General features: G+C 65.5%; 18 protein-coding genes, 1 tRNA gene and 1 pseudogene. 12 read left to right on the top strand and 8 right to left on the bottom strand.

What is annotated here, in order from left to right:
- Window positions 1-105: 105 nt before the first annotated feature.
- Window positions 106-179 (bottom strand) — tRNA-Arg (locus ABIA30_RS23165).
- Between the two features lie 133 nt (window positions 180-312).
- Between ABIA30_RS23165 and ABIA30_RS23160 the strand changes: the two genes are divergently transcribed.
- The 3 genes from ABIA30_RS23160 to ABIA30_RS23150 are packed head-to-tail and all read left to right on the top strand — an operon-like array spanning window position 313 to window position 5695.
- Window positions 313-1794 (top strand): wax ester/triacylglycerol synthase family O-acyltransferase, encoded by a 1482-nt coding sequence (locus tag ABIA30_RS23160; RefSeq protein WP_370069751.1) that lies wholly within the window; start codon window positions 313-315, stop codon window positions 1792-1794.
- Complete coding sequence (locus ABIA30_RS23155) at window positions 1791-3368, top strand: HAD-IB family hydrolase (protein ID WP_370069749.1); 1578 nt, start codon at window positions 1791-1793, stop codon at window positions 3366-3368. Before ABIA30_RS23160 ends, ABIA30_RS23155 begins: the two co-directional genes overlap by 4 nt.
- Window positions 3365-5695: a glycerol-3-phosphate 1-O-acyltransferase gene (locus ABIA30_RS23150; RefSeq protein ID WP_370069747.1), complete on the top strand. Its 2331-nt coding sequence runs from the start codon at window positions 3365-3367 to the stop codon at window positions 5693-5695. The genes ABIA30_RS23155 and ABIA30_RS23150 overlap by 4 nt, the downstream gene beginning before the upstream one ends.
- 12 nt (window positions 5696-5707) lie before the next feature.
- Here the strand turns inward: ABIA30_RS23150 and ABIA30_RS23145 are convergent.
- Window positions 5708-5953: pseudogene (locus tag ABIA30_RS23145) on the bottom strand (geranylgeranyl reductase); the annotation flags it as partial.
- Between the two features lie 85 nt (window positions 5954-6038).
- Window positions 6039-7784, bottom strand: a complete 1746-nt coding sequence (atzF, locus tag ABIA30_RS23140; RefSeq protein ID WP_370069745.1) for an allophanate hydrolase — start codon at window positions 7782-7784, stop codon at window positions 6039-6041.
- A 47-nt stretch (window positions 7785-7831) separates the two neighbouring features.
- Here atzF and ABIA30_RS23135 point away from each other — a divergent pair, with 47 nt between their 5' ends.
- The 5 genes from ABIA30_RS23135 to ABIA30_RS23115 all read left to right on the top strand — a co-directional run bounded on the left by ABIA30_RS23135 (window position 7832) and on the right by ABIA30_RS23115 (window position 16129).
- On the top strand, window positions 7832-8281 hold the full coding sequence (locus ABIA30_RS23135) for a single-stranded DNA-binding protein (protein ID WP_370069743.1): 450 nt from the start codon (window positions 7832-7834) through the stop codon (window positions 8279-8281).
- A gap of 173 nt (window positions 8282-8454) precedes the next feature.
- On the top strand, window positions 8455-10128 hold the full coding sequence (gene ettA, locus ABIA30_RS23130; protein ID WP_370069765.1) for an energy-dependent translational throttle protein EttA: 1674 nt from the start codon (window positions 8455-8457) through the stop codon (window positions 10126-10128).
- Window positions 10129-10183: 55 nt separating this feature from the next.
- On the top strand, window positions 10184-15052 hold the full coding sequence (locus ABIA30_RS23125; protein WP_370069741.1) for an NAD-glutamate dehydrogenase: 4869 nt from the start codon (window positions 10184-10186) through the stop codon (window positions 15050-15052).
- Complete coding sequence (locus tag ABIA30_RS23120; RefSeq protein ID WP_370069739.1) at window positions 15049-15462, top strand: acyl-CoA thioesterase; 414 nt, start codon at window positions 15049-15051, stop codon at window positions 15460-15462. The genes ABIA30_RS23125 and ABIA30_RS23120 overlap by 4 nt, the downstream gene beginning before the upstream one ends.
- Before the next feature lie 28 nt (window positions 15463-15490).
- Complete coding sequence (locus ABIA30_RS23115; RefSeq protein ID WP_370069737.1) at window positions 15491-16129, top strand: hypothetical protein; 639 nt, start codon at window positions 15491-15493, stop codon at window positions 16127-16129.
- A gap of 51 nt (window positions 16130-16180) precedes the next feature.
- Here ABIA30_RS23115 and ABIA30_RS23110 read toward each other — a convergent pair whose 3' ends face one another.
- The 3 genes from ABIA30_RS23110 to ABIA30_RS23100 all read right to left on the bottom strand — a co-directional run bounded on the left by ABIA30_RS23110 (window position 16181) and on the right by ABIA30_RS23100 (window position 18845).
- Window positions 16181-16711 (bottom strand): DUF6611 family protein, encoded by a 531-nt coding sequence (locus ABIA30_RS23110; protein WP_370069735.1) that lies wholly within the window; start codon window positions 16709-16711, stop codon window positions 16181-16183.
- An 86-nt stretch (window positions 16712-16797) separates the two neighbouring features.
- Window positions 16798-18363 (bottom strand): alpha-amylase family glycosyl hydrolase, encoded by a 1566-nt coding sequence (locus ABIA30_RS23105; protein WP_370069763.1) that lies wholly within the window; start codon window positions 18361-18363, stop codon window positions 16798-16800.
- An 83-nt stretch (window positions 18364-18446) separates the two neighbouring features.
- Window positions 18447-18845 carry a globin gene (locus ABIA30_RS23100; RefSeq protein WP_370069761.1) on the bottom strand — a complete coding sequence of 133 codons (399 nt, stop codon included), beginning with the start codon at window positions 18843-18845 and terminating at the stop codon, window positions 18447-18449.
- Window positions 18846-18985: 140 nt separating this feature from the next.
- Between ABIA30_RS23100 and ABIA30_RS23095 the strand changes: the two genes are divergently transcribed.
- The 3 genes from ABIA30_RS23095 to ABIA30_RS23085 are packed head-to-tail and all read left to right on the top strand — an operon-like array spanning window position 18986 to window position 20379.
- Complete coding sequence (locus tag ABIA30_RS23095) at window positions 18986-19636, top strand: HNH endonuclease (protein ID WP_370069733.1); 651 nt, start codon at window positions 18986-18988, stop codon at window positions 19634-19636.
- Between the two features lie 49 nt (window positions 19637-19685).
- The gene (locus ABIA30_RS23090) at window positions 19686-19916 is read left to right on the top strand and encodes a hypothetical protein (protein ID WP_370069731.1); all 231 of its coding nucleotides are present in this window, start codon (window positions 19686-19688) and stop codon (window positions 19914-19916) included.
- Window positions 19903-20379, top strand: coding sequence for a DUF5130 domain-containing protein (locus tag ABIA30_RS23085; protein ID WP_370069729.1), 477 nt, complete (start codon window positions 19903-19905; stop codon window positions 20377-20379). The genes ABIA30_RS23090 and ABIA30_RS23085 overlap by 14 nt, the downstream gene beginning before the upstream one ends.
- 68 nt (window positions 20380-20447) lie before the next feature.
- Here ABIA30_RS23085 and ABIA30_RS23080 read toward each other — a convergent pair whose 3' ends face one another.
- Window positions 20448-21734: an alkane 1-monooxygenase gene (locus tag ABIA30_RS23080; RefSeq protein WP_370069727.1), complete on the bottom strand. Its 1287-nt coding sequence runs from the start codon at window positions 21732-21734 to the stop codon at window positions 20448-20450.
- Between the two features lie 344 nt (window positions 21735-22078).
- Here ABIA30_RS23080 and ABIA30_RS23075 point away from each other — a divergent pair, with 344 nt between their 5' ends.
- Window positions 22079-23701 carry a GMC oxidoreductase gene (locus tag ABIA30_RS23075; RefSeq protein WP_370069725.1) on the top strand — a complete coding sequence of 541 codons (1623 nt, stop codon included), beginning with the start codon at window positions 22079-22081 and terminating at the stop codon, window positions 23699-23701.
- Window positions 23702-23774: 73 nt separating this feature from the next.
- Here ABIA30_RS23075 and pepN read toward each other — a convergent pair whose 3' ends face one another.
- Complete coding sequence (gene pepN / locus ABIA30_RS23070) at window positions 23775-26369, bottom strand: aminopeptidase N (RefSeq protein WP_370069723.1); 2595 nt, start codon at window positions 26367-26369, stop codon at window positions 23775-23777.
- Window positions 26370-26377 lie beyond the last annotated feature (8 nt).

The raw sequence follows: 26377 nt of genomic DNA, 5'->3' as shown, positions 1-26377 counted from the left end.
GTCAAGGATCAACCGAAGCAGGTGTAAAGCATCAGCCGAAACCCTGTCAGCCATCAGCCGGAGACGAAACGTCAAGCATCACCCGACGTCATACAGAGTGCTGAGCGCCCCCGGCAGGAATCGAACCTGCGACCTAGAGATTAGAAGGCTCTTGCTCTATCCAACTGAGCTACGGAGGCAATGCGCACGCAGTCTATCCCGCGCGTGCGCCTGAGTCGTCACAGCAACCCGGCTAATGCGGCCCGCCTGGTCTGGCTGCCGACTAGCGTATGCACCGGTACTTCGGCGTCCAGGGGAGGAGAGCGACGGGTTATGAGTGACGTGCCGGACTTTGACGACGCGGCCGGACTACCCGAGGAACTCAGCGCATTCGACCAGTTGATGCATCGCGGTGAGGCCAACCCGCGCACCCGTTCGGGCATCATGGGCGTCGAACTGCTGGATACCACCCCGGATTGGGAGCGGTTCCGCGAACGCTTCGAGCAGGCCTCCCGCAAGGCGTTGCGGCTGCGGCAGAAGGTCGTCATGCCGACCTTGCCGACCGCTGCGCCGCGCTGGGTCGTCGATCCCGATTTCAACCTGGACTTCCATGTGCGCCGGGTGCGGGTACCGGCGCCGGGCACCCTGCGTGAGGTGGTGGACCTCGCCGAGGTCGTACTGCAGTCACCGCTGGACATCTCGCGTCCGCTGTGGACAGCCACCTTGGTCGAGGGCCTTGCCGACGGCCGGGCCGCGACGATCCTGCACATGAGCCACGCGATCACCGACGGTGTCGGCAGCATCGAGATGTTCGCGCACATCTACGACCTGGAACGTGATCCGACGCCGCGGCCGGATGCGCCACTGCCGATTCCCGAGGATCTCTCGCCCAATGACCTTATGCGCCAAGGCTTCAACAGGCTGCCGCGGTCGCTTGCCGGCGGACTGTTGGGTGCGGTCGGTGGGGCCGCCGACGCGGTGGGCCGGGCGGTCCGAGACCCGCTGCACACCGTCACCGGTGTGGTTGATTACGTGCAGTCGAGCAGGCGGGTGATGGCACCGGCCGCACCGGTCTCACCTCTGCTGCGGCGACGCAGTCTGACCTCACGCAGCGAAGCGCTCGACATCAAGTTCAGCGACTTGCACAAGGCGTCCAAGGCTGCCGAGGCGTCGATCAACGACGTGTACCTGGCCGCACTGTGCGGAGCGCTGCGTCGCTATCACGCTGCCAAGGGCATTCCGATCGACACCTTGCCCATGGCGGTACCGGTCAACATGCGTTCGGACGGAGATCCCGCCGGCGGCAACAGATTCGCCGGGATCAACATCGGTGCGCCGATAGGCGTGGTGGACCCGCTCAAGCGCATCAAGAAGGTGCGCGCGCAGATGACCCACAAACGCGAGGAGCGGGCCATCGAGGTGGTGGGAGTGTTCGCCCCATTGCTCAGCCTGGTGCCCGACACCGTGCTGGAATCCATTGCCGGTTCGGTGGTCAACTCGGACGTGCAGGCCAGCAACGTGCCCGGTTATCCCGGCGATACCTACATCGCAGGGGCACAGGTGTTGCGGCACTACGGCATCGGGCCGCTGCCCGGGGTGGCGATGATGGCGGTGCTGATGTCCCGAGGTGGCTGGGTCACCATCACCACCCGCTACGACCGAGCTTCGATCGACGACTCGGAACTGTGGGCTCGGTGCCTGCTGGATGGCGTCAACGAGATCCTCGCGCTGGGCGGGGACGGCCGAGCCATCCCGGCCACGTTCGAGATCGACGAACAGTCTGTCCCGGTGACCAATGGGGGTGTTGCGCAATGAGTTCGGAGAAGTCAGCGGGAAACCGCAACGCGCGGATGCCCGGCTCGGTCGCCGAGATCATGGCCAGCCCGGAGGGTCCGGAGGTCGGTGCTTTCTTCGATCTCGACGGCACCCTGGTGGCCGGGTTCACCGGCGTGCTCATGACGCAGGACCGCATGCGGCGCGGCCAGATGGGCGTCGGTGAGTTCTTCGGCATGGTGCAGGCCGGTGTCAATCACCAACTGGGCCGGTCGGAGTTCGAGGATCTGATCGGCAAGGGCGCGCGGATGCTGCACGGCAATTCGCTCAGCGACCTCGACGAGTTGGGGGAGCGACTGTTCCTGCAGCACGTGCAGAAGCGCATCTATCCCGAGATGCGCGAACTGGTGCGCGCGCACATGGCGCGCGGGCACACCGTGGTCCTCAGCTCGTCGGCGCTGACCGTCCAGGTGGAACCGGTGGCCAGGTTTCTGGGCATCGAGAACGTGTTGTGCAACAAGTTCGAGACCGATGAGAACGGTCTGATCACCGGCGAGGTACTGCATCCGGTCATCTGGGGACCTGGAAAGGCAAATGCAGCACAAGCTTTCGCGGCCCGTAACGGCGTCGATCTGAAGAAGAGTTACTTCTACGCCGACGGCGACGAGGACGTCGCACTGATGTATCTGGTCGGCAACCCGCGTCCGACAAATCCCGGTGGCAAGCTGGAATCTGTTGCCGTCAAACGCGGTTGGCCGGTGCTGAAGTTCTCCAGCCGCAGTGGTAGCAGCCCGACCGCACAATTGCGCACGCTGGCGGCGATAGCGACGGTGGCGCCGGTCGCGTCGGCCGCCGTCGGGATCGGGCTGCTGACCGGTAACCGGCGCACGGGCGTCAACTTTTTCACCTCGACGTGGAGCAAGGCGTTGATGGCCACGACGGGTATCGACATCAAGGTGATCGGTGCGGAGAACCTGCGCAAGCAGCGGCCGGCGGTGTTCATCTTCAATCACCGGAATCAGGCCGATCCGATGATCGCCGGCACATTGGTCAGCGACAACTTCACCTCCGTCGGCAAGAAGGAGCTGGAGAGCAACCCGCTGCTGGGAACCATCGGCAAGATGATGGACGCCGCGTTCATCGATCGGGACGACACCAAAGCTGCCATCGAATCGCTGCACAAGATGGAAGAGCTTGCCCGCAAAGGCCTTTCGATTCTGATTGCGCCAGAGGGCACTCGTCTGGACACCACCGAGGTCGGTTCGTTCAAGAAGGGGCCGTTCCGGATGGCGATGGCGGCAGGCATCCCGATCGTGCCGATCGTCATCCGCAACGCGGAGGTGATCGCGGCGCGCGACTCCACGACCTTCCATGCGGGCACCGTGGATACCGCGGTGTTCCCGCCGATTCCCACCGATGACTGGACGCTGGACAACCTCAACGAACGAATCGCCGAGGTGCGTCAGCTCTACCTCGACACGCTGGCTGACTGGCCCTACGACGGTCTGCCCGACGTCCCGTTGTATGACCGTGTCGCACAGCAGGCTTCGGCTCGCAAGGCGGCCGCCAAACTGCCGAAGAACTCCGGCCCGGCGAAGAACACGGGCCGGTCATGAAACACGCCGCGGACGATCTGGCGAGCTTCAACCCCACCGACGATGCGTTGGTGCTGGCGGCGGTAGGTTCGCCGGCCGAATGGGAACTGCTCAACGGCTGGTTGCAGCACCAGCGCGAGCAGCACCCCGAGGCGCGGATCGAGGTGCTGCGCCTGCCTACGCAGGGGGCCCCGTCGGACGGCACGCTCGCCCGGCTGGTCGAACTGCTCGGGGCCGACGAGGAACGCTCGGTGGTGCCGGTGCGGGTGTTCTGGGTGCCCGGCGGTCTGCCGACCCGCTCGAAGGTGGTCTCGTTGATCTCCGGGCGCGACACCTACCGTCCGCCAGAGGTCCTGCAGAGCCGGATCCTGCGCAAGGACCCCACCCGGGCGCGGGTGGTGGCCGGTGAGCCGGCGAAGGTCTCCGAGCTGCGCCAGCAGTGGAAGAAGTACACCACCGCCGAAAACCCAAGGGAATTCGCCCGATTCGTGATCCGCCGGGCGATCTTGGCGATCGAGCGGGTGGAGCTGCGGCTGCTGGGGCCCGAGTACAAGTCGCCTCGGCTGGTCAAACCGGAGATGCTGGCGTCGGCGCGCTTTCGTGAAGGCCTGGAACGTATTCCGGGTGCCACCATGGAGCAGGCCGGCGAGATGCTCGACGAGCTGTCCACCGGATGGAGCCGGTTCTCGGTCGACCTCATCCCCAAACTCGGTCGCGCCATCTTCAGTCGGGGCTTCGATCCCAACGTCGATTACGACCGCGCGCAGGTCGAGTCGATGCGTCACGAATTGGAACTGCATCCGGCGGTGATGCTGTTCTCCCATCGGTCGTACCTCGATGGCGTGATCGTGCCGGTTGCCATGCAGGAGAACCGGTTACCGCCGGTGCACACCTTCGCCGGCATCAACCTGTCGTTCGGGTTCATGGGGCCGTTGATGCGGCACTCCGGCGTCATCTTCCTGCGCCGCAAGCTCGATGACCCGGTGTACAAGTACGTGCTTCGTCAATTCGTCGGCTACATCGTCGAAAAGCGCTTCAACCTGAGCTGGTCCATCGAGGGCACCCGCTCACGCACCGGAAAGATGTTGCCGCCCAAGCTCGGTCTGCTCGCCTACGTCGCCGATGCGTATCTCGACGGCCGCAGCGACGATATTCTGCTGCAACCGGTATCGATCAGCTTCGACCAGTTGCACGAGACCGCGGAGTACGCCGCCTACGCCCGCGGTGGTGAGAAGACACCCGAAAGTGTGTCGTGGTTGTACAACTTCATCAAGGCTCAGGGCGACCGCAACTTCGGCAAGATCTACGTGCGCTTCCCAGAAGCGGTGTCCATGCGGGAGTACCTGGGCTCACCGAACGGTCCGATCGCCTCCGACCCGGCCGCCAAACGGCTTGCGCTGCAGAAGATGGCCTTCGAGTCGGCCTGGCGGATCCTGCGGGCCACACCGGTCAACGCCAGCGCCCTGGTCTCGGCGCTGCTGCTGACCACCCGGGGTATCGCCCTGACCCTCGACCAGTTGCACCACACCTTGCAAGACGGACTGGACTACCTGGAGCGCATGCAGACTCCGATGACCAACAGCGCCTTGCGGCTGCGCACCCCCGACGGGGTGCGTGCGGCGGCCGATGCGCTCTCCGGCGGACACCCCGTGACGCGCATCGACAGTGGCCGGGAACCGGTGTGGCGGATCGCGCCGGAGCAGGAGCACGAAGCCGCGTTCTACCGCAACACTTTGATCGATGCCTTCCTGGAGACCTCGATCGTCGACTTGGCGTTGGCGCATGCCGCACGGACGGAATCCGACCCGGTCGAAGCGTTTTGGTCGCAGGCCATGCGATTGCGTGACCTGTTGAAGTTCGACTTCTACTTCGCCGACTCGGCAGCGTTCCGCGAACACATCGCCGAGGAGATGTCGTGGTACGACGACTGGGAGGAGCATCTGACCGCAGGCGGCGATGCCATCCGGGTGATCATCAAGGCCAAGCGGCCGTTGATCGCCGGTGCCATGCTGCGTCCGTTCTTCGAGGCCTACGAGATCGTGGCGGACGTGTTGCGTGGAGCCCGGGCGGATATCGGTGAGTCGGAGTTGACCAAACTTGCGCTCGGGGTCGGCCGGCAATATGTGGCGCAGGGCAAGGTACACAGCAATGAGGCGGTGTCGGCGTTGCTTTTCGCGACCGCCCGGCAGGTGGCCGCCGACCAGCACCTACTCGAATACTCGCCCGATCTGACCGCGCGGCGTGAGGCGTTCCTGGCCGAATTGCAGTGTGTGTTGGCCGATATGGACACCGTCGACGCGTTTGCGCTGGAGCAGTTCGGCCGGCGAGAAGTTCAGCACCAGCAGTGATTTGTGCACAAATTATTTGGACCGGTACGTGTGGCGTGGGCCTTGGGCATTCTTGTACATCGCCTTGAGCATGCAGTTGCGGATGAAGCCGTTGTCGATGAACTTGATGCCGGCGTTCGCGACGGCCGGGATACCGGCGAGCTTGTGGAAGTGGCGGCCGCGCCGGTACTCCCTGCCCCAGGCTGTTTCCATGCGCTGCGCGAAATTGGAGAAGTCGTCGGGACCGCCATTCTGTAGCGCCGCCATCGCACACTCGCCGAATCGTCGCTGGCGATAACACTGCGCAGGGGCACCTCGAGGTGCACCTGGGCAAGGGATTGCAGGTGTTCTCGTTCACCTATGGCTAGACGGCCCCGGCGGCTATCGCAGCTTCCCAGCCGCCGTACTCGCTGATGTCCGCACCGCCGTCGGCCGCCGCGATACCGCCACCGAACGCGGTACGCCAAGTGCCGTCGTCGAATTCGACCTTGCCCAGCTGCATCGGCGCGGGCAGGGCGGCCAGGAAACGCCCGAGCGCTGCCGGAGATAGCAGCCAGCGCTGACCTTTGAGCGCGGCCCCGGCGGCAGCGTCAGCCACCCGCGCGACGATCGGCTTCGGCGGCGTAGAGGCCAGGCGGGTCATCCGGTACCGCGGTGCAGTGGTCAACTCTCCGGCCCAACGCGCGCCCAGATCGGTCAGCTGGTGCACCAGGGCGCCGCCGCGCAGGTGCGCGCCGAACACCACCAGCTCTACGTTGTCGGCGGCCGCCAGCGGCCAAACCTCCTCTGGTGCTTCGGTATCGGATGCAATAGCTGCGATGTCCAAGGCCACTGCATCCTCGAAAGCCCGGGCCAGCACGGTCACCCCGAACTGGGCGTCGCCGGCGGTGCCGGTCGGGACCGCGACGCCGCACAGATCGAACAGGTTGCAGAAGTTGGTGTAGGTACCCATCCGCGAATTGACGCCCACCGGGTCGGCGTTCACTTCGTCGATCCGGGGATGCAGCGGCGCGGTCGGCACCAACAGCGCGTCGACGCCGTCGAGTTGTGCCATGGCGATCGAGCGCAGCCGTTGTACTTCGCGGCGGTCGGCGATCAATCGGTAGGCGGGCACCTCCCGGGCCGCGGTGACGATGCCGGCCACTGTCGCGTCGAGTGCGGCGCCGGGGTTGGCATCGATGAATTCGCCTACCGCAGCGTATCTTTCGCTGACCAGTCCGCCGTTGTACAGGAACTTGGCGGCGGTCAGGAAGGGCTCGATGTCGACGGTGACGATACGGACCCCGCCAGCACTCAGGGTGTCGACGGCAGCCTGGAATGCGGCCCGGAAATCGTCGTCGAGCTCGGGCAGTGACGACGGCACGGCGACTACCGGATTGGGCGGCGCGGCCAGCCGGGTATCGGCCGGCCAGGGGCGGTCGCCCGCGGCCGACATAGCGGCCATCGCACGGTTGGCCAGCTCCAGATCACGCGCGAAAATCGTTACACAGTCATAGGATTCGCACGCCGGAACCACACCGGTGGTGCTGATGACCCCCAGCGTGGGCTTGATTCCCACGATGCCCTGCAGGCCGGCGGGCACACGGCCGGACCCGGCGGTGTCGGTGCCGATGGCGATGTCGGCCTCACCGGTGGCCACCGCGACGGCCGAGCCCGAGCTGGAACCGCCACTGATGTACTCGGGCCGGCGGCTGTCGGACACCGCGCCGTATGGGGAGCGGGTCCCGACCAGACCGGTGGCGAACTGATCGAGGTTGGTCTTTCCGACGACAACGGCACCTGCGGCCTTGAGGGCCGCGACCGCGGGTGCATCGGCAGCGGGCTGGTAGGCGTATTCCGGACAGGCAGCCGTGGTGGGCAGCCCGGCGGCGTCCACGTTGTCTTTGACCGCCAGCCGGATGCCCGCCAGTGAACTGCCGCCGGTGCGGCTGTCCGCGAGTTCGGCAGCTATCTGGGCGTCGTCGCGGCGGGTGATCCACACGGTCATGGCGTAACAACCTACGGCCTGTTTATCCACAGTGCGCGTTTCATCCACAGCTGCGCCGGCCGCCGGGTCACGGGCGCGGGTGCTGTCGGTACCCGGCGGGTCAATGGACGCACAGGCCGGCATCCGCTGAATCAAGTCGCCGGCGCCGAGGAAACGAAATGGAGAAGCAGATGTTTGAAACACCTTTCACCGTGGTCGGCAATGTCGTCACCGACGTGGTGTCGCGCCGCGTAGGGGAGCAGAACTTCGTGCGGTTCCGGGTGGCCAGCAACTCGCGGCGGCGCACCGCCGAGGGCACCTGGGAACCCGGCAATTCGCTGTATGTCACGGTGAACTGCTGGGGCCGTATCGCCGACGGAGTGGTGGGCAGGTTGTTCAAAGGCGATCCGGTGGTGGTGGTCGGGTACATCCACACCAACGAGTACCTGGACAAGGACGGCAACCGGCGGTCATCGATGGAGGTGCGTGCAACGTCGGTGGGCCCGGACATGGCTCGGTGCGGGGTGAAGATCGACGCACCACGGCGGGCCCCCGCCGAACCAGAGAGCGGATCCGAGGCCGAAGGCACGTCCGAATCGGAGCCATCGCACGAAGCCGACGAACTGGCCCTGTCGGCGTAGTGGTGTGGGCGGGGCGTGCGCCGGGTGCGCCCCGCCGTCAGCCGCACGGACACGATGGTCAGACGATTTGGCCGGTTGCCTAGGATGGTCAGCGAGTTTTCGCGAGTCCGCACCCCGACCTTCTGGTGGGGTCCGCGCCCGACCAACAGCCAACGAAAGGCATGCCGACTCCCATGGCCGAATTCATCTACACGATGCGCAAGGTCCGTAAGGCACACGGCGACAAGGTCATCCTCGACGATGTCACCCTGAATTTCCTGCCCGGCGCCAAGATCGGTGTCGTCGGACCCAACGGCGCCGGTAAGTCCAGCGTGCTGAAGATCATGGCCGGCATCGACCAGGCCAACAATGGCGATGCCTTCCTGGCGCCCGGTGCCAGCGTCGGAATCCTCATGCAGGAGCCGCACCTCGATGAGGACAAGACGGTCCGGGAGAACGTCGAGGCCGGCGTGGCGATCAAGGCCAAGCTCAACCGGTACAACGAGGTTGCCGAACTGATGGCCACCGACTACACCGATGAGCTCATGGAGGAGATGGGCCAGCTGCAGGAGGAGCTGGACGCCGCCGACGCCTGGGACATCGACTCGCAGCTGGAGCAGGCCATGGACGCGCTGCGCTGCCCGCCGCCCGACGACCCGGTCACCAACCTGTCCGGTGGTGAGCGTCGCCGCGTCGCGCTGTGCCGGCTGTTGCTGAGCAAGCCCGACCTGCTGCTGCTCGACGAGCCCACCAACCACCTGGACGCCGAGAGCGTGCTGTGGCTCGAACAGCACCTGGCCGACTACAAGGGCGCCATCCTGGCCGTCACCCACGACCGGTACTTCCTGGACAACGTCGCCGAGTGGATCCTGGAACTCGACCGCGGCCGGGCCTACCCGTACGAGGGCAACTATTCGACCTACCTGGAGAAGAAGGCCGAACGCCTGGAGGTTCAGGGCAAGAAGGACCAGAAACTGCAGAAGCGGCTCAAGGACGAGCTGGCCTGGGTGCGCAGCGGCGCCAAGGCCAGGCAGGCCAAGAGCAAGGCCCGCCTGGGGCGCTACGAGGAGATGGCCGCCGAGGCCGAGAAGACCCGCAAGCTCGACTTCGAGGAAATCCAGATCCCGACCCCGCCTCGGCTGGGCAACGTGGTGGTTGAAGTCGACCACCTGGACAAGGGTTTCGAAGGCCGCATTCTGATCAAGGACCTGTCCTTCACGCTGCCGCGCAACGGCATCGTCGGCGTGATCGGCCCCAACGGGGTCGGCAAGACCACGCTGTTCAAGACCATCGTCGGCCTGGAGCAGCCGGACAGCGGCAACGTCAAGGTCGGCGAGACGGTCAAGTTGAGCTATGTCGACCAGAGCCGCGCCGGCATCGACCCTAAGAAGACCGTCTGGGAGGTCGTCTCGGACAAGCTCGACTACATCGAGGTCGGCCAGAACGAGATCCCGTCCCGCGCGTATGTCAGCGCATTCGGCTTCAAGGGCCCGGACCAGCAGAAGCCGGCCGGGGTGCTCTCCGGTGGTGAGCGCAACCGGCTGAACCTGGCGCTGACCCTCAAAGAGGGCGGCAACCTGATCCTGCTCGACGAGCCGACCAACGACCTGGATGTCGAGACCTTGTCGTCGCTGGAAAATGCGCTGGAGCAGTTCCCTGGATGTGCCGTGGTGATCAGCCACGACCGGTGGTTCCTGGACCGCACCTGCACCCACATCCTGGCCTGGGAGGGTGACGACGACAACGAAGCCAAGTGGTTCTGGTTCGAGGGCAACTTCGGTGCCTACGAGGAGAACAAAATAGATCGACTTGGTCTCGAAGCCGCTCGTCCGCACAGAGTGACCCACCGCAAGCTGACTCGCGACTAACGTCGCACCTGAGTGCCGTCGGAGGCACGCAGGGAGCGATGTCAGGAGCGGGCGGATGACGGTGAACGCGGGCGGTAGCGCCAGTCGGACTGAGTCGGTGACGAAGGCCGGTGCGGGTAGCAACGCCGGGTTCGCTCGGGCTTACCTGATGACCTACCGAGGTCCGAACGACGGCCCGGTGGCCGACGGCGGGGTGACCGCGCCGGTCGATGCCGCGCTCGCGACCAGGGTGTCGCCGGCTTTGCTGGCTGCGCATCACCAGCTGGGGTTGCGCAGGTCGAGGGGGGAGACGCTGGTCGGCGTCTACCCGGCCGATGAGGCCGGCCGATTCGGTCCGGCCTTGCAGATCATCACCGACCACAGCGCGATGTTGATGGACTCGGTGACGGTGCTGCTGAACCGCACCGGTGTCAGCTACACCGCGATCATGAGCCCGGTCTTCCGGGTGCAACGCGATTCCGCCGGTGAGATCGTCGCGATGGGTCCGGCCGGTGATCCGAGTGCACCGAACGACGGTATCGACGAGACCTGGATTCACGTCCAGCTCGCGGCCACGGGCGACAGCGCCGCAGTGGCCGAAGCGGCGGCGCTGCTGCCCACCGCGCTCACCGACACCCGGACAGTGGAACTGGACACCGCAGCGATGCATGCCGCGCTCGTCGGACTGGCCAACGAACTCGACGCCGATCACAACGGCCGCTTCCCGGGATATGACCGCCGTGATGTCGCGGCGTTACTGCGCTGGCTGGCCGACGGTCATTTCGTGCTACTCGGCTACCAGCAGTGCACGGTGGAAGGCGGTCGTGCCGAGGTCGACCCGGCGACGCGGCTCGGCGTGACCAAACTGCGCACCGATGTCCTGCCGCAGTTGGCCGGCGATGACGAGTTGTTGGCGCTGGCGCAAGCCACCATGCAGAGTTATCTGCGCTACGGCGCCTACCCGTACATCGTGGTGGTCCGCGAGAGCGCCGGGGCACACGGCCCCGCCCGGGAACACCGCTTCATCGGACAGTTCACCGTGGCCGCGGGTAACGCGAATGTGCTTGAGATACCGCTGATCTCACGTCGGGTCAATGAGGCGCTGGCGCTGGCCAACGGGGATCCGAGCCGTTCCGGTCAGTTGATGTTGGACATCATCCAGACCATCCCGAGGTCCGAGCTGTTCACCCTGACCGCGCGCGATCTGGTCGAGATGGGCAAGGCGGTGATGGACCTGGGCTCGCGCCGGCGCACCTTGTTGTTCCTGCGCGCGGACAATCTCGCCCACTACGTCTCCTGCCTGGTCTACCTGCCGCGGGACCGCTACACCACGGTGGTCCGGCTCGCGATGCAGGACCTACTGGTGCGCGAACTCGGCGGCGAAAGCATCGAATACACGGCGCGGGTCAGTGAATCGCCCTGGGCGGTCGTACATTTCACCGTCCGGCTCAAGGACGGCAGCACACCGGACTCGGTCGACACCTCGGTGGACAACCAGACCCGCATCCAGGCGTTGCTGACCGAGGCCGCTCGCACCTGGGGCGATCGATTGATCGGTGCGGTGACACCGGATTCGATCACCCGGGCCGAGGCCGAGCACTACGCGATCGCCTTCCCCGAGGTGTATAAGCAGGCGTTCACCCCGGCCGAGGCGATAGCCGACATCGCGATCATCGACCGGCTGGAGAACAACACCGTCAAGTTGGTGTTGGATTACCCCGAGGACAGTGAGCACTCCCAACTCACCTGGTATCTCGGCGGACGCTCAGCGTCGCTGAGTGAGCTGCTGCCGATGCTGCAGTCCATGGGTGTGGTGGTGTTGGAGGAGCGGCCGTTCACCGTCACCCGCCCGGATGGCATGTGCGTGTGGATCTACCAGTTCAAGATTTCCCCGCACCACTCCACCCGCTCTGCAGGGGAAGGCGAACGCGCCGCCATCGCCACCCGATTCGCCGATGCGGTGACGGCGATCTGGCAGGGCAGCGTGGAGATCGACCGGTTCAACGAGCTGGTGCTGGGCGCAGGACTCACCTGGCAGCAGGTCACCATCCTGCGTGCTTATGCGAAATACCTTCGCCAGGCTGGTTTTCCGTACAGTCAGTCGCATATCGAGTCGGTGCTGAGGGACAACCCGGGTACGGCGCGGTCACTGGTGGAGCTGTTCGAGGCGGTTTTCGATCCGCCCGAGAGTGCTACTGCCGCTGATGCCGCCGATCGGGCCACCGCCGCGGCGGCCGCTGTCACCGCCGACATCGACGCGCTGGTCAGCTTGGACACCGACCGGGTGTTGCGGGCGTTCGCCACACTGGTGCAGGCCACCCTGCGCACCAACTATTACGTCACCTGCGCGGGATCGGCGCGGGAACGAAACGTGTTGTCGTTCAAGCTGAATCCAGAGATCATCGACGAATTGCCTTTGCCGAGGCCGAAATACGAAATCTTCGTATACTCGCCGCGGGTCGAGGGTGTGCACCTGCGGTTCGGCAACGTGGCCCGCGGCGGGTTGCGCTGGTCGGACCGGCGGGAAGATTTCCGCACCGAGATCCTCGGCCTGGTCAAGGCTCAGGCGGTGAAGAACGCTGTCATCGTGCCGGTCGGAGCCAAGGGTGGGTTCGTGCTCAAGTCGCCGCCGGCCCCTACCGGAGACGCCGCCGTAGACCGGGACACCCTGCGCAACGAGGGGGTGGCCTGCTATCGGTTGTTCATCGCCGGTCTGCTCGATGTCACCGACAATGTCGACACTGCCACCGGCGTCATCGTGCCGCCGTCGCGGGTGGTGCGTCGTGATGGCGATGACGCCTATCTGGTGGTCGCCGCGGACAAGGGCACCGCCACGTTCTCCGACATCGCCAACGACGTGGCCATGTCCTACGGCTTCTGGCTCGGAGACGCTTTCGCCTCGGGCGGTTCGGTTGGCTACGACCACAAGGCCATGGGTATCACTGCCAAGGGTGCCTGGGAATCGGTGAAGCGGCACTTCCGGGAAATGGGCCACGACACCCAGACCGAGGATTTCACCGTGGTCGGCGTCGGTGACATGAGCGGCGACGTGTTCGGCAACGGCATGCTGCTGTCGACACATATCCGGCTGGTCGCGGCATTCGACCACCGGCACATCTTCCTGGACCCGAATCCTGATGCGGCCCTGTCCTTTACCGAGCGACAGCGCATGTTCGCCCTGCCGCGGTCCAGCTGGGACGATTACGACAAGGCATTGATCAGCGAGGGCGGCGGCGTCTACAGCCGGGACCAGAAGTCGATCCCGATCAGTCCGCAGGTGCGTGAGGCACTCGGACTGGCCGCCGGGGTGACCGAGTTGACCCCGCCCGCGCTGATGAAGGCAGTCCTTTTGGCGCCGGTCGACCTGTTCTGGAACGGCGGTATCGGTACCTACATCAAGGCCGAGGCCGAGTCTGACGCAGACGTCGGTGACCGGGCCAACGACGCCATCCGGGTCAACGGAAACCAGCTGCGCGCCAAGGTGATCGGCGAGGGCGGCAACCTCGGTGTGACGCAGCGTGGCCGGATCGAATTCGATCTGGCCGGTGGCCGGGTGAACACCGACGCGATGGACAACTCAGCGGGTGTGGACTGCTCCGACCACGAGGTCAACATCAAGATTCTGGTCGACTCGCTGGTCACCGTCGGCAAGGTCGACGCCGGCGAGCGCACCGCGTTGCTGATGTCGATGACTGACGAGGTGGGCCGATTGGTGTTGTCCGATAACACCGCGCAGAACGACCTGATGGGTACCAGCCGGGCGAATGCCCCGAGTCTGCTGCCGGTGCACGCCAGTCAGATTCGAGGTCTGGTCGCCGATCACGGCCTGAACCGGGAATTGGAGGCGTTGCCGTCGGACAAGGAGATCCGGCGCCGGTCGGAGGCCGGACTGGGGCTGACGTCGCCGGAACTGGCCACCCTGATGGCGCACGTGAAGCTGACCCTCAAAGCGGACGTGCTGGCCAGCGATCTGCCGGATCAGGAGGTGTTCGCCGCTCGGCTGCCGGAGTACTTCCCGGTCGAGCTGAGGGACCGGTTCGGCCCGGATATCCGGTCGCACCAACTGCGCCGGGAGATCATCACCACGATGTTGGTCAACGATCTCGTCGACACCGCCGGAATCACCTACGCCTACCGGGTCACCGAAGACGTCGGTGTGGGGTCGGTCGACGCGGTGCGCAGCTATGTCGCGGTGGACAAGATCTTCCGGGTCGGCGAGGTGTGGCGGCAGATTCGGGCGGCCGGTGAGGCGGGTGTTCCCGTCGAGGTGACCGATCGGATGACGCTGGACCTGCGCCGGCTGATCGACCGGGCCGGCCGTTGGCTGCTGAATTACCGGCCGCAGCCGTTGGCGGTCGGCGCCGAGTCCAACCGCTTCGCCGACAAGGTGGCGGCGCTGACCCCGTTGATGTCGAAGTGGCTGCGCGGTGACGACAAGGCCATCGTGGACACCGATGCCGGGCAGTTCGCGGCAGCGGGTGTGCCACAGGATCTGGCGTACATGGTGGCCACCGGGCTGTACCAGTACAGCTTGTTGGACGTCATCGACATCGCCGACATCGCCGAGCGGGACCCGCAGGAGGTGGCCGACACGTACTTCACCCTGATGGATCACCTGAGCACCGACAGCCTGCTCACGGCGGTGTCCGAGCTGGGGCGCGATGATCGCTGGCATTCGTTGGCGCGTTTGGCGATTCGTGATGACATCTACGGGTCGATTCGGGCGCTGTGCATCGATGTGCTGGCCGTCGGTGAGGCCGACGAGACCGGTGAACAGAAGATCCACGAATGGGAGTCGACAAACAGTTCCCGGGTGTCCCGGGCCCGCCGCACCTTGACCGAAATCCTGGAGGACGGCGAGCGGGACCTGGCGACCCTGTCGGTGGCCGCGCGGCAACTGCGTAGCATGACCACGAGAATGAGTGGAACAGGTATGCAAGGGTGACAGAGCGATTCACGACGCCGGTGCCGGTGCGCTGGTCAGACATCGACATGTATCAACATGTCAACCACGCCACTATGGTGACCATCCTGGAGGAGGCACGAGTCCCGTTTCTGATCGAACCTTTCGCCGAGGATGTGCTGACCACCGGTCTGCTGATCGCCGAGGTCAACATCAAGTACAAAGGCCAACTGCGGCTTGTTGATTCGCCACTTCAGGTGACCATCTGGACCACCAGGTTGCGGGCCTGCGATTTCAACCTCGGCTATGAGGTCCGGTCGGTGTCGGCCGATCCGGACTCCAAGCCCGCCGTCATCGGCGAGACCCAGCTGGCAACCTTCAACATCGAGGAGCAGAGGCTGGTGCGGATCAACCCCGCACAGCGGGAGTACCTGCAGCGGTTCTCCCGATGACCGTCCGTGCGAAGAGTGGACGACACTGATGAGCGAACGCGGCCTTTGGCTCGCCGACGGCGCCCAGCATGAAAACCTGGGCGCTTTCGTGCAGCGGGTGCTGCGGCTGGACGAGGCCGCGGTGATCCGGTTTCGGGCCCGCGGCGACGATGCCGTAGTGGCTTGGGCGGCAACGGGATTCGAGGTGCTGGCCAGTCGGGTGGTCGGGGGTCGGGTGCAGCCGTCCGACCTGTGCGCCGGCGCTGATGCGCTGATCGGGGCACTGCGGAACTCCGATGGGTACCTCGACCCCGGGTTCGCGATGGACTCGGCGTGGCATGGGGCACTACCGCCCGACGCCGGTTTCGTCCATCTCGATGACGTGCCCGCGGCCGCGCTGGTCGATTTGTCCGAGCGCGGTGTGTCCCTGGCCCGCGAGCACAGCGGCGCCCATGGCCCGCCGCCGTCATTGTTGGATCAGGACGTCCTGACCGTCAGCGCAGGCGAGGACTCGGTGGGCGTGCCCATGCGGTGCGTGTTCGCCTTGACCGCAATGGGTTTCCTGCCCGACCCGATCCCGGCCGACGAAGTGGTGCGGGTCAGGGTAGCGCCGACCTGGTTGCGGATCGATGCCCGTTACGGTTCGGTGTACCGGCGCAGGGGTGGACCGATTCTGTTGCTGGCCTAGATTTTTCGCCTGAACCGGCGAAACCGGGACGATTCTGCTGAGCATCTCACGTCAGCCTCGGATCGCACGGTGTTGTTGCCGCGTCATGCGGTCATAGACCAGCCCGACTATCACCTCGTGTTCGACGGCGTCGATCCGCCCGTCGGTCAGGGATCTGTCAGCCATGACGAGTCTGGTTGCCAGAAAACGTATTTCATTGAGCTGGCGACTGGCTTCGGGATCGTCGATCCCTGCTGCCTGGACCACGGTCAGGACGCGGACCTGGCTGCGATTGTCGCCGGCCAGTGCTCCGGCAATGGCGACGGCGGCCAGGCACGTTCCCGACGCCAGTGCGAGAGCCAGTCCCGGCGAGACACTGGGCGCGAGCAGCAACTGCAGCAGCAGCCAGCCGGCGACGCCCCATACCGGCCACGATCGATACAACCGCAGCGGCACCCGTTCGTCGCGTGAGATGCCCGGTGGGTACACCTCGAGTGTGTACCGGGTGACCCCGTACCGGGTGGGGCACGTACGCACCGATCCCCAGCTGCGCCCGCGATCGAGCAGCCGCGACCACCGCGGCCGGGAAACGCTATCGCCCATGCCTTGAGGTCTACTACTGTCCGGGCGCGGTGCCGAGGTTCTATACGACTTCTTGATCGCCGGCGGCCTGATCTTGATAGGAATCGTTACCGCGTGGGGGCGATCCAGGCCGCCGTTTCTGGTGGGAGCCGGCCGTCCGTCAACGGCCCGCTGCTGAGCAGTACCGCTCCGCCGGGCAGCGGCACCGCGGCCACACCTGCGTTCAGCACGCACACCAGCCCGTCGGCGCAACGGAAGGCCAGCACGTTCGGCGCGCTGGGCAACCACTGCACCGTGCGCCCCAATTGGCCACGGCCCCGGCGCAATTCGATGGCACGCTGGAACAGCGTCAGCGTCGAGTCCGGATCACCGGTCTGAGCCTGCACCGTCACAGGTCCCCAGCCGGTAGGCATCGGCAACCAGGTGTCCACCGTGGAGGAGAAGCCGTACGGCGGCTGATCGCCCGTCCACGGCAGGGGCACTCGACAACCGTCGCGGCCACGCTCGGTATGACCGGAACGCTCCCACACCGGATCCTGCAGTACCTCGTCGGGCAGGTCGACGTTGGGCAAGCCGAGCTCCTCGCCGTTGTAGACGAACACCGGGCCGGGCAGAGCGAGCATCACCAGCGCCATGGCCCGGGCCCGGGCCAATCCCGTTGTGCCGCTGCCATACCGGGACACTTCACGGTCCACATCGTGGTTGGACAGGGTCCAGGTCGGCGGGGAATCGGCAAGCTCGGCCGCAGTCAGCGAGTTCTCGATCGCGGCGCGGATCTCGGTGGCGTCGAATTCGGCTCGTACCAAACGGAAATTGAACCCGAGATGCAATTCGTCGGGCCGCAGATATTTTGCGAAGTCGGCGTTGTCGAAGACCCAGATCTCGCCGACGGTCACCGCGTCGGGATAGTCGTTCAACACCGCACGGATCCCGCGGTGGTGTTCGTGCACGCTGTCGTGGTTGAAGCGGGGATCACCGTCGGCGAGGGCGAGCATCGGAAGATCGGGATCGCGCATGTCCGGTAGCCCCTGCGGTTTGGCCATGCCGTGCGCCACATCGATCCGGAAGCCGTCGACTCCGCGATCCAGCCAGAACCGCAGGGTCTTCTCCAAATCGGCGGGGACCTCAGGGTTTTCCCAGTTCAGGTCCGGCTGCTGCCCGTCGAACAGGTGCAGGTACCACTGGCCGGGAGTGCCGTCGGCCTCGCTGACGCGGGTCCAGGCCGGGCCGCCGAACACTGATACCCAGTTGTTCGGTGGTTCGTCGGCGCCGCGCCCGTCGCGGAAGATGTAGCGCGCGCGCTCGGGACTGCCCGGGCCCGCGGCCAACGCCTCGCGGAACCACGGGTGCGCCGAGCTGGTGTGGTTGGGCACCAGGTCCATGGTGACCTTGATCCCGACGTGGTGCGCGGCCTCGATCAATCGGTCGAGTGCGCCGATACCGCCGAACAGCGGATCGACGTCCCGTGGGTCGGCCACGTCGTAGCCGTGGTCGGCCATGGGGGACACCATGACCGGGTTCAGCCACAGGGCATCGACACCCATGGCCTGCAGGTAGTCCAGGCGCGAGCGGACGCCGTCCAGATCACCGACGCCGTCGCCGTCGCTGTCGACGAACGAGCGCGGGTACAGCTGATAGAACACTGCACGCGACCACCAGGGGGCGTCAGGCAAGTCGGCCACGGTCACATTCTCCACATAAACGGAAACGCCGCGCGTTCAAAGGCGAACGGCGAGTTGATCGTTGGCGTCCAAGATCAGAACGTCGAGTTCACCATGTGTTGCGCGGCCATGTCGAAGTAGTCCAGCAAAGCCTGCCGGTGCGCATCGTCCAGCGCCCCGGCGTCGACCGAGGCGACGGCAGTCTTCATGCAGCGCAGCCAGGCGTCGCGCTCCAGGGGGCCGACCCGGAACGGGGCGTGCCGCATCCGTAGCCGCGGGTGACCACGCTGATCGGAGTAGTTGCGCGGTCCGCCCCAGTACTGCTCGAGGAACATCCGCAGCCGCCGCTCAGCCCCGTCGAAGTCGTCCTCGGGGTACAGCGGCCGCAGGATCTCGTCGTCGCGAACCAACTCGTAGAACCGCGACACCAAGGCCTCGAACGTCGGGGCGCCACCGACTTCGTCGTAGAACGACTGCTCCGTCACGAAGACCATTGTCCACGAGGCCCCGGGGCGGCCGGCGGGCGCTGCGGCTGCGTTGGTCATCCGATGTTCACCGGACTGACCAGCCAACACAGTCAGAATTCCCGTGCGGTCGCCGCCGATCCGTGGTGGACTGTCGGTACGGAGGGCGTATGTCGCAACGGAGAAAGATCCGCGGCCACCGGCTTCACGGCGCCGCGGAGGGCCTCACTGGGTCTGTGTCGAGTCATGCGCTGCCACCGCCTCTGCATGCGGTCGAGCCCTTGCCGGCCGCCGAGGGCTCGATCTGGGGCCGTCGCCGGGTCCTGCTGCTCAACTCGACCTATGAGCCGTTGACGGCACTGCCGATGCGGCGTGCGGTGATCATGCTGATGTGCGGCAAGGCCGATGTGGTCCACGACGACCCAGGTGGGCCGATCATCCATTCGGTGAACCGGACCGTCGCGGTGCCCTCGGTGATCCGGTTGCGGAGTTACGTGCGAGTGCCGTACCGGGCCAGGATCCCGATGACCCGGGCGGCGCTGATGCACCGGGACCGTTTTCGATGCGCATACTGCGGGGGCAAGGCCGACACCGTCGACCACGTCATCCCACGCAGCCGAGGCGGCGAGCATTCCTGGGAGAACTGTGTGGCCGCGTGCGGTCCGTGCAACCACCGCAAGGCCGATCGGCTGCTCACCGAACTGGGCTGGTCACTGCGCGCCGTGCCGCTGCCGCCGAAGGGCCAGCACTGGCGACTGTTGTCCACGGTCAAGGAACTCGACCCGGCATGGGTCCGCTATCTGGGTGAAGGCGCGGCCTGATTGCACCGCAGACACACGCCGGGCCGGGGTGTGCTGATACGGTTTGCGCGTGAGCATTGCACTTACTCATTCGCTGCTCGGCGGGGTTCCGCTGGCGCTGCTGCTGGTGTTGTTGGCGTTCTACATGACGCGCAAGAGCCCGCACCCGCCGACGTACAAGATGTCTGACAAGTGGAGTCATGCGCCGATCCTGTGGGCGGCCGAGGAACCCGCGGATCATGGCCACGGTGGCCACGATTCGCATCTGACCGTGGGAGGTGGCGCAAGTGGCAAGTGGTAGCCAGACCGAGCTAGCCAACATCGATCCGGCGAACCTGCCTCGCGGCTTCGCCCAGACCTACAGTGGCCGGATCTCCGGTGTCACCGAACCCGGTGAGCTGTCGGTGCACTACCCGTTCCCGACCAAGGACCTGGTGTTCCTGGACGACGCCCTGAAGTACGGCTCACGCGCCGCCGGCGCGCGCTTCGCCGTCTACATCGGCGATCTGGGTGCCGACACCGCGGCGACCGCCCGCGAGGTGCTGGCCGGCGTGCCGACCCCCAACAATGCGGTACTGCTGGCAGTGTCACCGAACCAGAAGGCCATCGAGGTGGTCTATGGCTCGGAGGTCCGCGGACGCGGTATCGAGGAGGCGGCTCCGCTCGGCGTCTCGGCCGCGGCGGCCTCGTTCAAGCAGGGCAACCTGATGGACGGCTTGATCAGCGCCGTTCGAGTGCTCAGCGCCGGCGTCTCGCGCGCCTGACATCTTCCAACACTGGCCGGGTGCGAACCAATGGTTCGCCCCCGGCCAGTGTGCTACCTGGGGTCGGATCACCGGCCGGGCCGGTGCCCTGTTGGGCCGGCGTCTACGCCTGGTTGGGCCTGCGGGTAGCGCTTGCGCAGCCGCTGTTCGTAGCCGGGCTGCATCGCGGTAAGACGTAGCTCGCCGCCGTAGTGGGCCAACACCCGCGGGTCCATGACCCGCCGCCACAAGGGCGGACACACTGCCAGCAGCAGCATGGTTCCGTAGCCGCCGGGCAGTTGGGGCGCTTGGTCGGCGTGGCACAACGCTTGGTATCGCCGCATCGGGTTGGCGTGGTGGTCGGAGTGCCGCTGCAGGTGGAAGAGGAACACGTTGGCGATCACCGTGTTGCTGTTCCAACTGTGGGTCGGCCGCACCCGTTCGTACCGCCCCGACGGCAGCTTCTGCCGGCGCAAGCCGTAGTGCTCCAGGTAGTTGACCGTCTCCAGTAGGAAGATGCCGACGACCGCCTGGCCGATCATCCAGGGCAGCACCACAATTCCGAACCAGGCCGTCATCGCGATGAACAGCGCGGCGGTCAGCAGCCAGGCATTGAGGACCTCATTGTGGATCGACCACGTGGATTTCTTCAGCCGCGCCAGGCGCTCGTTTTCCAGTTTCCAGGCGGACTGCAGGCTGCCGATGACCGACCGACCGATGAAGGCGTACAGGCTCTCGCCGAGGCGTGAACTCGCCGGATCCTCAGGTGTTGCCACCCGGACGTGGTGGCCGCGGTTGTGCTCGACGAAGAAATGGCCGTAACACGTCTGCGCCAGCGCGATCTTGCTGAGTCGGCGTTCGGACATGCCGCGTTTGTGCCCGAGTTCGTGTGCGGCATTGATGGCGATGCCACCGACCGTGCCGACGGTGACCATCAGACCCAGCTTGTCGGCGGCGGTCATGATGACCCATCCGCCACCGGCCCACAGCCAGCAGGCGAAGATCACCGACAGGTACTGGGTCGGCAGGAAGAGATAGGTGGCCAGTCGGTAGTACGGGTCATCCTCGAGTCGTGACAGCGCGGAGTCGGGTGCGCTGTCGGTGTCGGACCCGACGAGGTGGTCCAACAACGGCATCAAGATGAATGTGAGCATCGATCCGGTCCACCAGAAGGCCCCTGAGCCCGTGAGTTGGACCAGTAGCCAGGACAGGCCGATCATGCCCGGGGTTATCGGACCCAGAAGCCAGAGATAGCGCTTCGGATCGCGCCAGGTGGTCGAGGCATTGCCGTCGACGTCACACGAGGTAGACGTCTCAGGCCGCCGCCGAGTGTGCAACGCTGGAACCACCGCACATTCATACCGTGTCGGCGACATTGGCGCAAATATGTAAACACCGGCGAGTCGCAGGTAAATGTGGCAAACAGCACAGCAATAGCTAATTTTGACGCGGGTGAACTATGCGTTCGTTTCGAGTCTTGGGCGCAGGGCTGGATGGTGCGCGGATGCTTGATATGGCCATCGAAGTTCGCTGAATTCTCGCCGGTCGCGTTGCCGACCACGGAAATTGACGTAGCTGCCGGGCAGTATGCTCGGACCATCATGGAACTGTTCGGCGCGGGGGCATCAGCCAGTTCTGGTGTTAGCTGCCCACCGCGCCGCGGGGTGCTCCACGACTGTTCGTTCGAACATCCGTATTGCTCAGGTGGGGCGTTGCCGTCATGAGTTCGCTGTCACGGAGGCAATTCATCGGGGCGGCGGCCGCAGTCGGCGGCGCTGGAATCGCGGGTTTGGGGGCCTGGGTCGAGTTCGGCCGGGACCGCAACGATGCCCGTGAGCATTACCAGGCCATCGTGATCGGCAGTGGCTACGGCGGCGGGGTCTCGGCCCTGCGACTGGGACAGGCCGGCGTGCAAACCCTGGTTATCGAGCAGGGTCGGCTGTGGGACAAGCCCGATCAAGACGGCAAGCGGTTCTCGAAGATGTTGCCGGCAGACACCAGAGCGGGTTGGTTCTCCGAGATTCCGCCCAGCTTGGTGACTTCCTTCCAAGGCGTGACCGTTGAGGATGTCGCCAAACATGCGCCGTCACCGCAGCCGGTCCAAGCCGGCATCTGTCAGAAGGTCACACAGGGTGCGCATGACGTGTTCCGGGGCATCGCAGTGGGTGGTGGATCCATGGTCAACGCGGCGATCGCCGCGATCCCGACCCCGGCGCAAATAACGACCGCATTCCCGGACATCGGCGCCGACGAGTTCCTCGGCACATACGTCGAGCGCGCCAAGTCCGCGCTGAAGATCAGCTATCGCGACATGGATTGGTTCGAGCAGACCCCGTGTTTCCAGTACGCCCGGGTGGGCCGCAAATATGCCGCCGCGGCCGGCTACGGCATCGATTACAGCGGCAGTGCCTATTCCTTCGACTATCTGGTCAAAGAGGCTGCCGGTGAAGCGCCGCGATCAGCGCTGGCCCTCGAGCAGCAGTTCGGCAACAACTACGGCCGGTTCGGCAGCGTCGATCAGACGTATGTCGCCGAAGCCCTCAAGACCGGGCACGTCACGCTGCGTCCGCTGACCGAGGTGACCTCGATCCGTCAGGAATCATCGGGTGAGTACGTGGTGTCGACCCGCGAGATCAATCGCTGGGGCAAGGAACTCTCCAAAGCCGAATTCGGTTGCAATCAGCTGTATTTGGCGGCCGGCGTACTCGGCACCAACAAGCTGTTGTTGAAGGCCAGGGAGACCGGCACCCTGGCGCATCTGCCCGACGAGATCGGCCGCGGCTACGGCAACAACGGCGATGTCATGGTGGCGCACAATGTGCAACACAACGACCCGGCCGGCACCACGCAGTCACTGATGGGGCTGATCAACGTCGATGGTCGCAACGACCCCGACAACCCGGTCTATGCCAGCATGTTCTCGATGCCGTTGCCGGTGGAGACCTACGCGCTGGGTTACTACGTCATGGTGGATACCGGGGACCGCGCTGACATCACCTATGACCGCGCCACCGACACCGCGACCGTTCAATGGACGGACGCCTTCGCGGCCAACAACGTGGACCGGGCCAAGCTGGCGTTCGACAAGATCGTGCGGGCCAACGGTGTCGACTACCGCGATGACCTGTTCAGCGGAAAAGTGTGGGCGCAGAACACTGTTCACCCGATGGGCGGATGTGTGCGCGGTCAGGCCACAGACAACTTCGGTCGGGTCAAGGGGCACCAGAATCTGTTCGTCAACGACGGATCGCTGTTGCCCGGCCATGTGGGTTGCAACCCGTTCATGACGATCACCGCGCTCGCTGAGCGCAACATCGAAGGCATCCTGCAAGACCGCCACTGAGCTTCTTCGCGCCGAGCGTGGGCTTGTGTGCGCCCGATTCAGGGAATCTCGCACACAAGCTCACGCTCGACGGTCAGTTGTCGAAGGCCCGCGCCCGCAGTGAACGTTCTACGCCCGCACGGCCTTCCACCACCAGCCGGCGCAACGCCGGCGGCAGATCCGGGTCGGCGAGGTAGGCATCGGCGGCGTCCAAGCCGGACTGGCTGATGTCCCACGACGGGTACAGGCCGATCACCACGGTCTGGGCAACCTCGCTCGAACGTCGCTCCCACACCCCGGAGATCGCGGCGAAGTAGCGGTCCCGGAAGGGCTCCAGGATGTCGTCCTGACCGGGCTGCACCAGCCCCGCGACGATGGCCCGCGTGGTGATGTTGGCCAGGGTGTCGTTCTCGATCACCTGCTGCCAGGCCGCCAATTTCACCTCGGCCTGGGGACGCGCGGCCGACGCCGCAGCGGCATTGCGCTTGCCCGCCGCGGTCGGGTCGTTCTGGGCCTCGGCGTCGATGAAAGGTGTTGTGGTGTCGTCACCGTCGAGCACGCCGGCCCGAGCCAGTGCGGTCACGATGCGCCACCGCAGGTCGGTGTCGACCTGTAGTCCCGGCAGGTTCACCGCGGCCGGCTCGTTGTCCAGCAGCGTCGACAACACGGCGACGTGATTCGGCGCGAGTACCGAGGTGCACAGTGCGTTCACGAAGGCCAGTTGGTGATCCGATCCCGGAGCCGACTCCCGGGCCAGGTCGAGTACCTTGTCGCCGAAAGCGGGCCAGCCGTTCTCGCTGGCCCAGACCGGGTTGGCATACGAGCTCAGTGCAGTCTGCGCCTGCAGCAGTAGTCGTTGTGCCACACCGACTTCAGACTCGGCGTGCAGACCGCTCATCACCAGCACGACGAAATCGCGAGCCGGCAGTTCGGCCTCACGGGTCATTTCCCAGGCCGCCGACCAGGCCAGTGTGCGGGGGAGTGAATCGGCGATGTCGGCGATCCGGCTCAGCACGGTCTTCAATGAATCGGGATCGAGTCGCAGCGAGCAATAGGTCAGGTCGTCGTCGTTGACCAGGACCAACTTGCCGCGCGAAACCCCAACCAGGGCAGCGATATCGGTCCGATCACCATCGATGTCCAACTCCTCGCGGTGTACCCGGACCAGCTTGCCGCTCGCATCGTCGTCGTAGATGCCGACGGCCAGTCGGTGCACCCGGGTCTCTCCGGCACCCGGTGCTGCGCCGCTCTGTGCGATGGCGAACCGGGTGAACTTTCCATCACCGTCGACGTCGAAATCGGCGCGCAGGGTGTTCAATCCCGTGGTCTTGAGCCACTGCTGACCCCAATCGGACAGATCGCGGCCCGACGATTTCTCCAGTGCGCCGAGAAGGTCGGCGAAAGTGGCGTTGCCGTAGGCGTGGTCGCGGAAGTAGTCGCGCAATCCGGACAGAAAGGCGTCCAGCCCGACGTACGCCACCAGTTGCTTGAGCACACTGGCGCCCTTGGCATAGGTGATGCCGTCGAAGTTCACCTCGACCGCAGCCAGGTCGGGGATGTCGGCGGCCACCGGGTGGGTGGACGGCAGCTGATCCTGCCGGTAGGCCCAGGACTTCTCCACATTTGCGAAGGTGGTCCAGGCCTGCTTGTACTCGGTGGCCTCCGCCTGGCACAGCACCGAGGCGAAGGTGGCGAAAGACTCGTTGAGCCACAAGTCATCCCACCAGCGCATGGTCACCAGATCGCCGAACCACATGTGGGCCATCTCGTGCAGCACGGTCTCGGCGCGACGCTCGTACGAGTACCGGGTCACCTTGGACCGGAAGACGTAATCCTCCAGGAAGGTCACCGCCCCGGCGTTCTCCATGGCGCCGGCGTTGAACTCGGGCACGAACAACTGGTCGTACTTGCCGAAGGCGTACGGCACCCCGAAGTTCTTGTGGTAGAAGTCGAAACCTTGCTTGGTCTCGGTGAACAACCGGTCGGCGTCCATGAACTCGGCCAGCGACGCCCGGCAGTAGATGCCGAGCGGAATCTCGCCGTGCTCGTCGGAATAGACGTCGTCCCACCGGGCGTACGGACCGGCGATCAACGCAGCCAGGTAGGTGCTCATCTTCGGGGTGGTGGCGAAGGTGTGCTTGCCGTCCTGCGCGGAAACCGTTGCACCGTTGGAGATCACCTGCCAGTGGGCGGGTGCGGAAACCGAGACGTCGAAGGTGGCCTTGAGGTCCGGCTGGTCGAAGCAGGCGAACATCCGCTTGGCATCAGCGGTTTCGAATTGCGAGTACAGGTACACCTCGCCGTCGACGGGGTCGACGAACCGGTGCAGACCCTCGCCCGTGTTGGAGTACAGGCAGTCGGCGTCCACCACGACGACGTTCTGCTCTGCCAATCCCGCCAACACAACGCCGGTGGACTCGTCGTACCCGGACACGTCGATCGGATGCCCGTTGAGGGTCGCGCTGCGTACCGCGGCGGCGGCGATGTCGATGACGGTGTCGGCACCGGGCAGGGCGCTGAACGTCACCGTGGTGACAGAACGGAAGGTGCGCTCGCTGGATCGACTTCCCGGGTCGCTTAGCTCCTGCCCCTCGGGGCCGGTCAGGTCCAGATCGATGCGGTAGTTGTCGACGGTGACCAGTGCGGCGCGCTCGGCGGCCTGGTCGCGGGTCAGGTTCGGAAGTGCCACGTGACCAA

The sequence above is a fragment of the Mycobacterium sp. MAA66 genome, assembly GCF_041261665.1.
Taxonomy (GTDB): domain Bacteria; phylum Actinomycetota; class Actinomycetes; order Mycobacteriales; family Mycobacteriaceae; genus Mycobacterium.
Note: the sequence above shows the minus strand (reverse complement) of the source record. Positions and strands in the feature narration are given on the sequence as shown.

What these genes read in the sequence shown, in the direction of transcription:
- ABIA30_RS23080 (WP_370069727.1), bottom strand. Translation starts at nt 21,734, where the DNA reads ATGTCGCCGACACGGTATGAATGTGCGGTGGTTCCAGCGTTGCACACT.
- ABIA30_RS23135 (WP_370069743.1), top strand. Translation starts at nt 7,832, where the DNA reads ATGTTTGAAACACCTTTCACCGTGGTCGGCAATGTCGTCACCGACGTG.
- ABIA30_RS23075 (WP_370069725.1), top strand. Translation starts at nt 22,079, where the DNA reads ATGAGTTCGCTGTCACGGAGGCAATTCATCGGGGCGGCGGCCGCAGTC.
- ABIA30_RS23160 (WP_370069751.1), top strand. Translation starts at nt 313, where the DNA reads ATGAGTGACGTGCCGGACTTTGACGACGCGGCCGGACTACCCGAGGAA.
- ettA (WP_370069765.1), top strand. Translation starts at nt 8,455, where the DNA reads ATGGCCGAATTCATCTACACGATGCGCAAGGTCCGTAAGGCACACGGC.
- ABIA30_RS23150 (WP_370069747.1), top strand. Translation starts at nt 3,365, where the DNA reads ATGAAACACGCCGCGGACGATCTGGCGAGCTTCAACCCCACCGACGAT.
- atzF (WP_370069745.1), bottom strand. Translation starts at nt 7,784, where the DNA reads ATGCCGGCCTGTGCGTCCATTGACCCGCCGGGTACCGACAGCACCCGC.
- ABIA30_RS23110 (WP_370069735.1), bottom strand. Translation starts at nt 16,711, where the DNA reads ATGGGCGATAGCGTTTCCCGGCCGCGGTGGTCGCGGCTGCTCGATCGC.
- ABIA30_RS23100 (WP_370069761.1), bottom strand. Translation starts at nt 18,845, where the DNA reads ATGGTCTTCGTGACGGAGCAGTCGTTCTACGACGAAGTCGGTGGCGCC.
- ABIA30_RS23095 (WP_370069733.1), top strand. Translation starts at nt 18,986, where the DNA reads ATGTCGCAACGGAGAAAGATCCGCGGCCACCGGCTTCACGGCGCCGCG.
- ABIA30_RS23155 (WP_370069749.1), top strand. Translation starts at nt 1,791, where the DNA reads ATGAGTTCGGAGAAGTCAGCGGGAAACCGCAACGCGCGGATGCCCGGC.
- ABIA30_RS23115 (WP_370069737.1), top strand. Translation starts at nt 15,491, where the DNA reads ATGAGCGAACGCGGCCTTTGGCTCGCCGACGGCGCCCAGCATGAAAAC.
- ABIA30_RS23125 (WP_370069741.1), top strand. Translation starts at nt 10,184, where the DNA reads ATGACGGTGAACGCGGGCGGTAGCGCCAGTCGGACTGAGTCGGTGACG.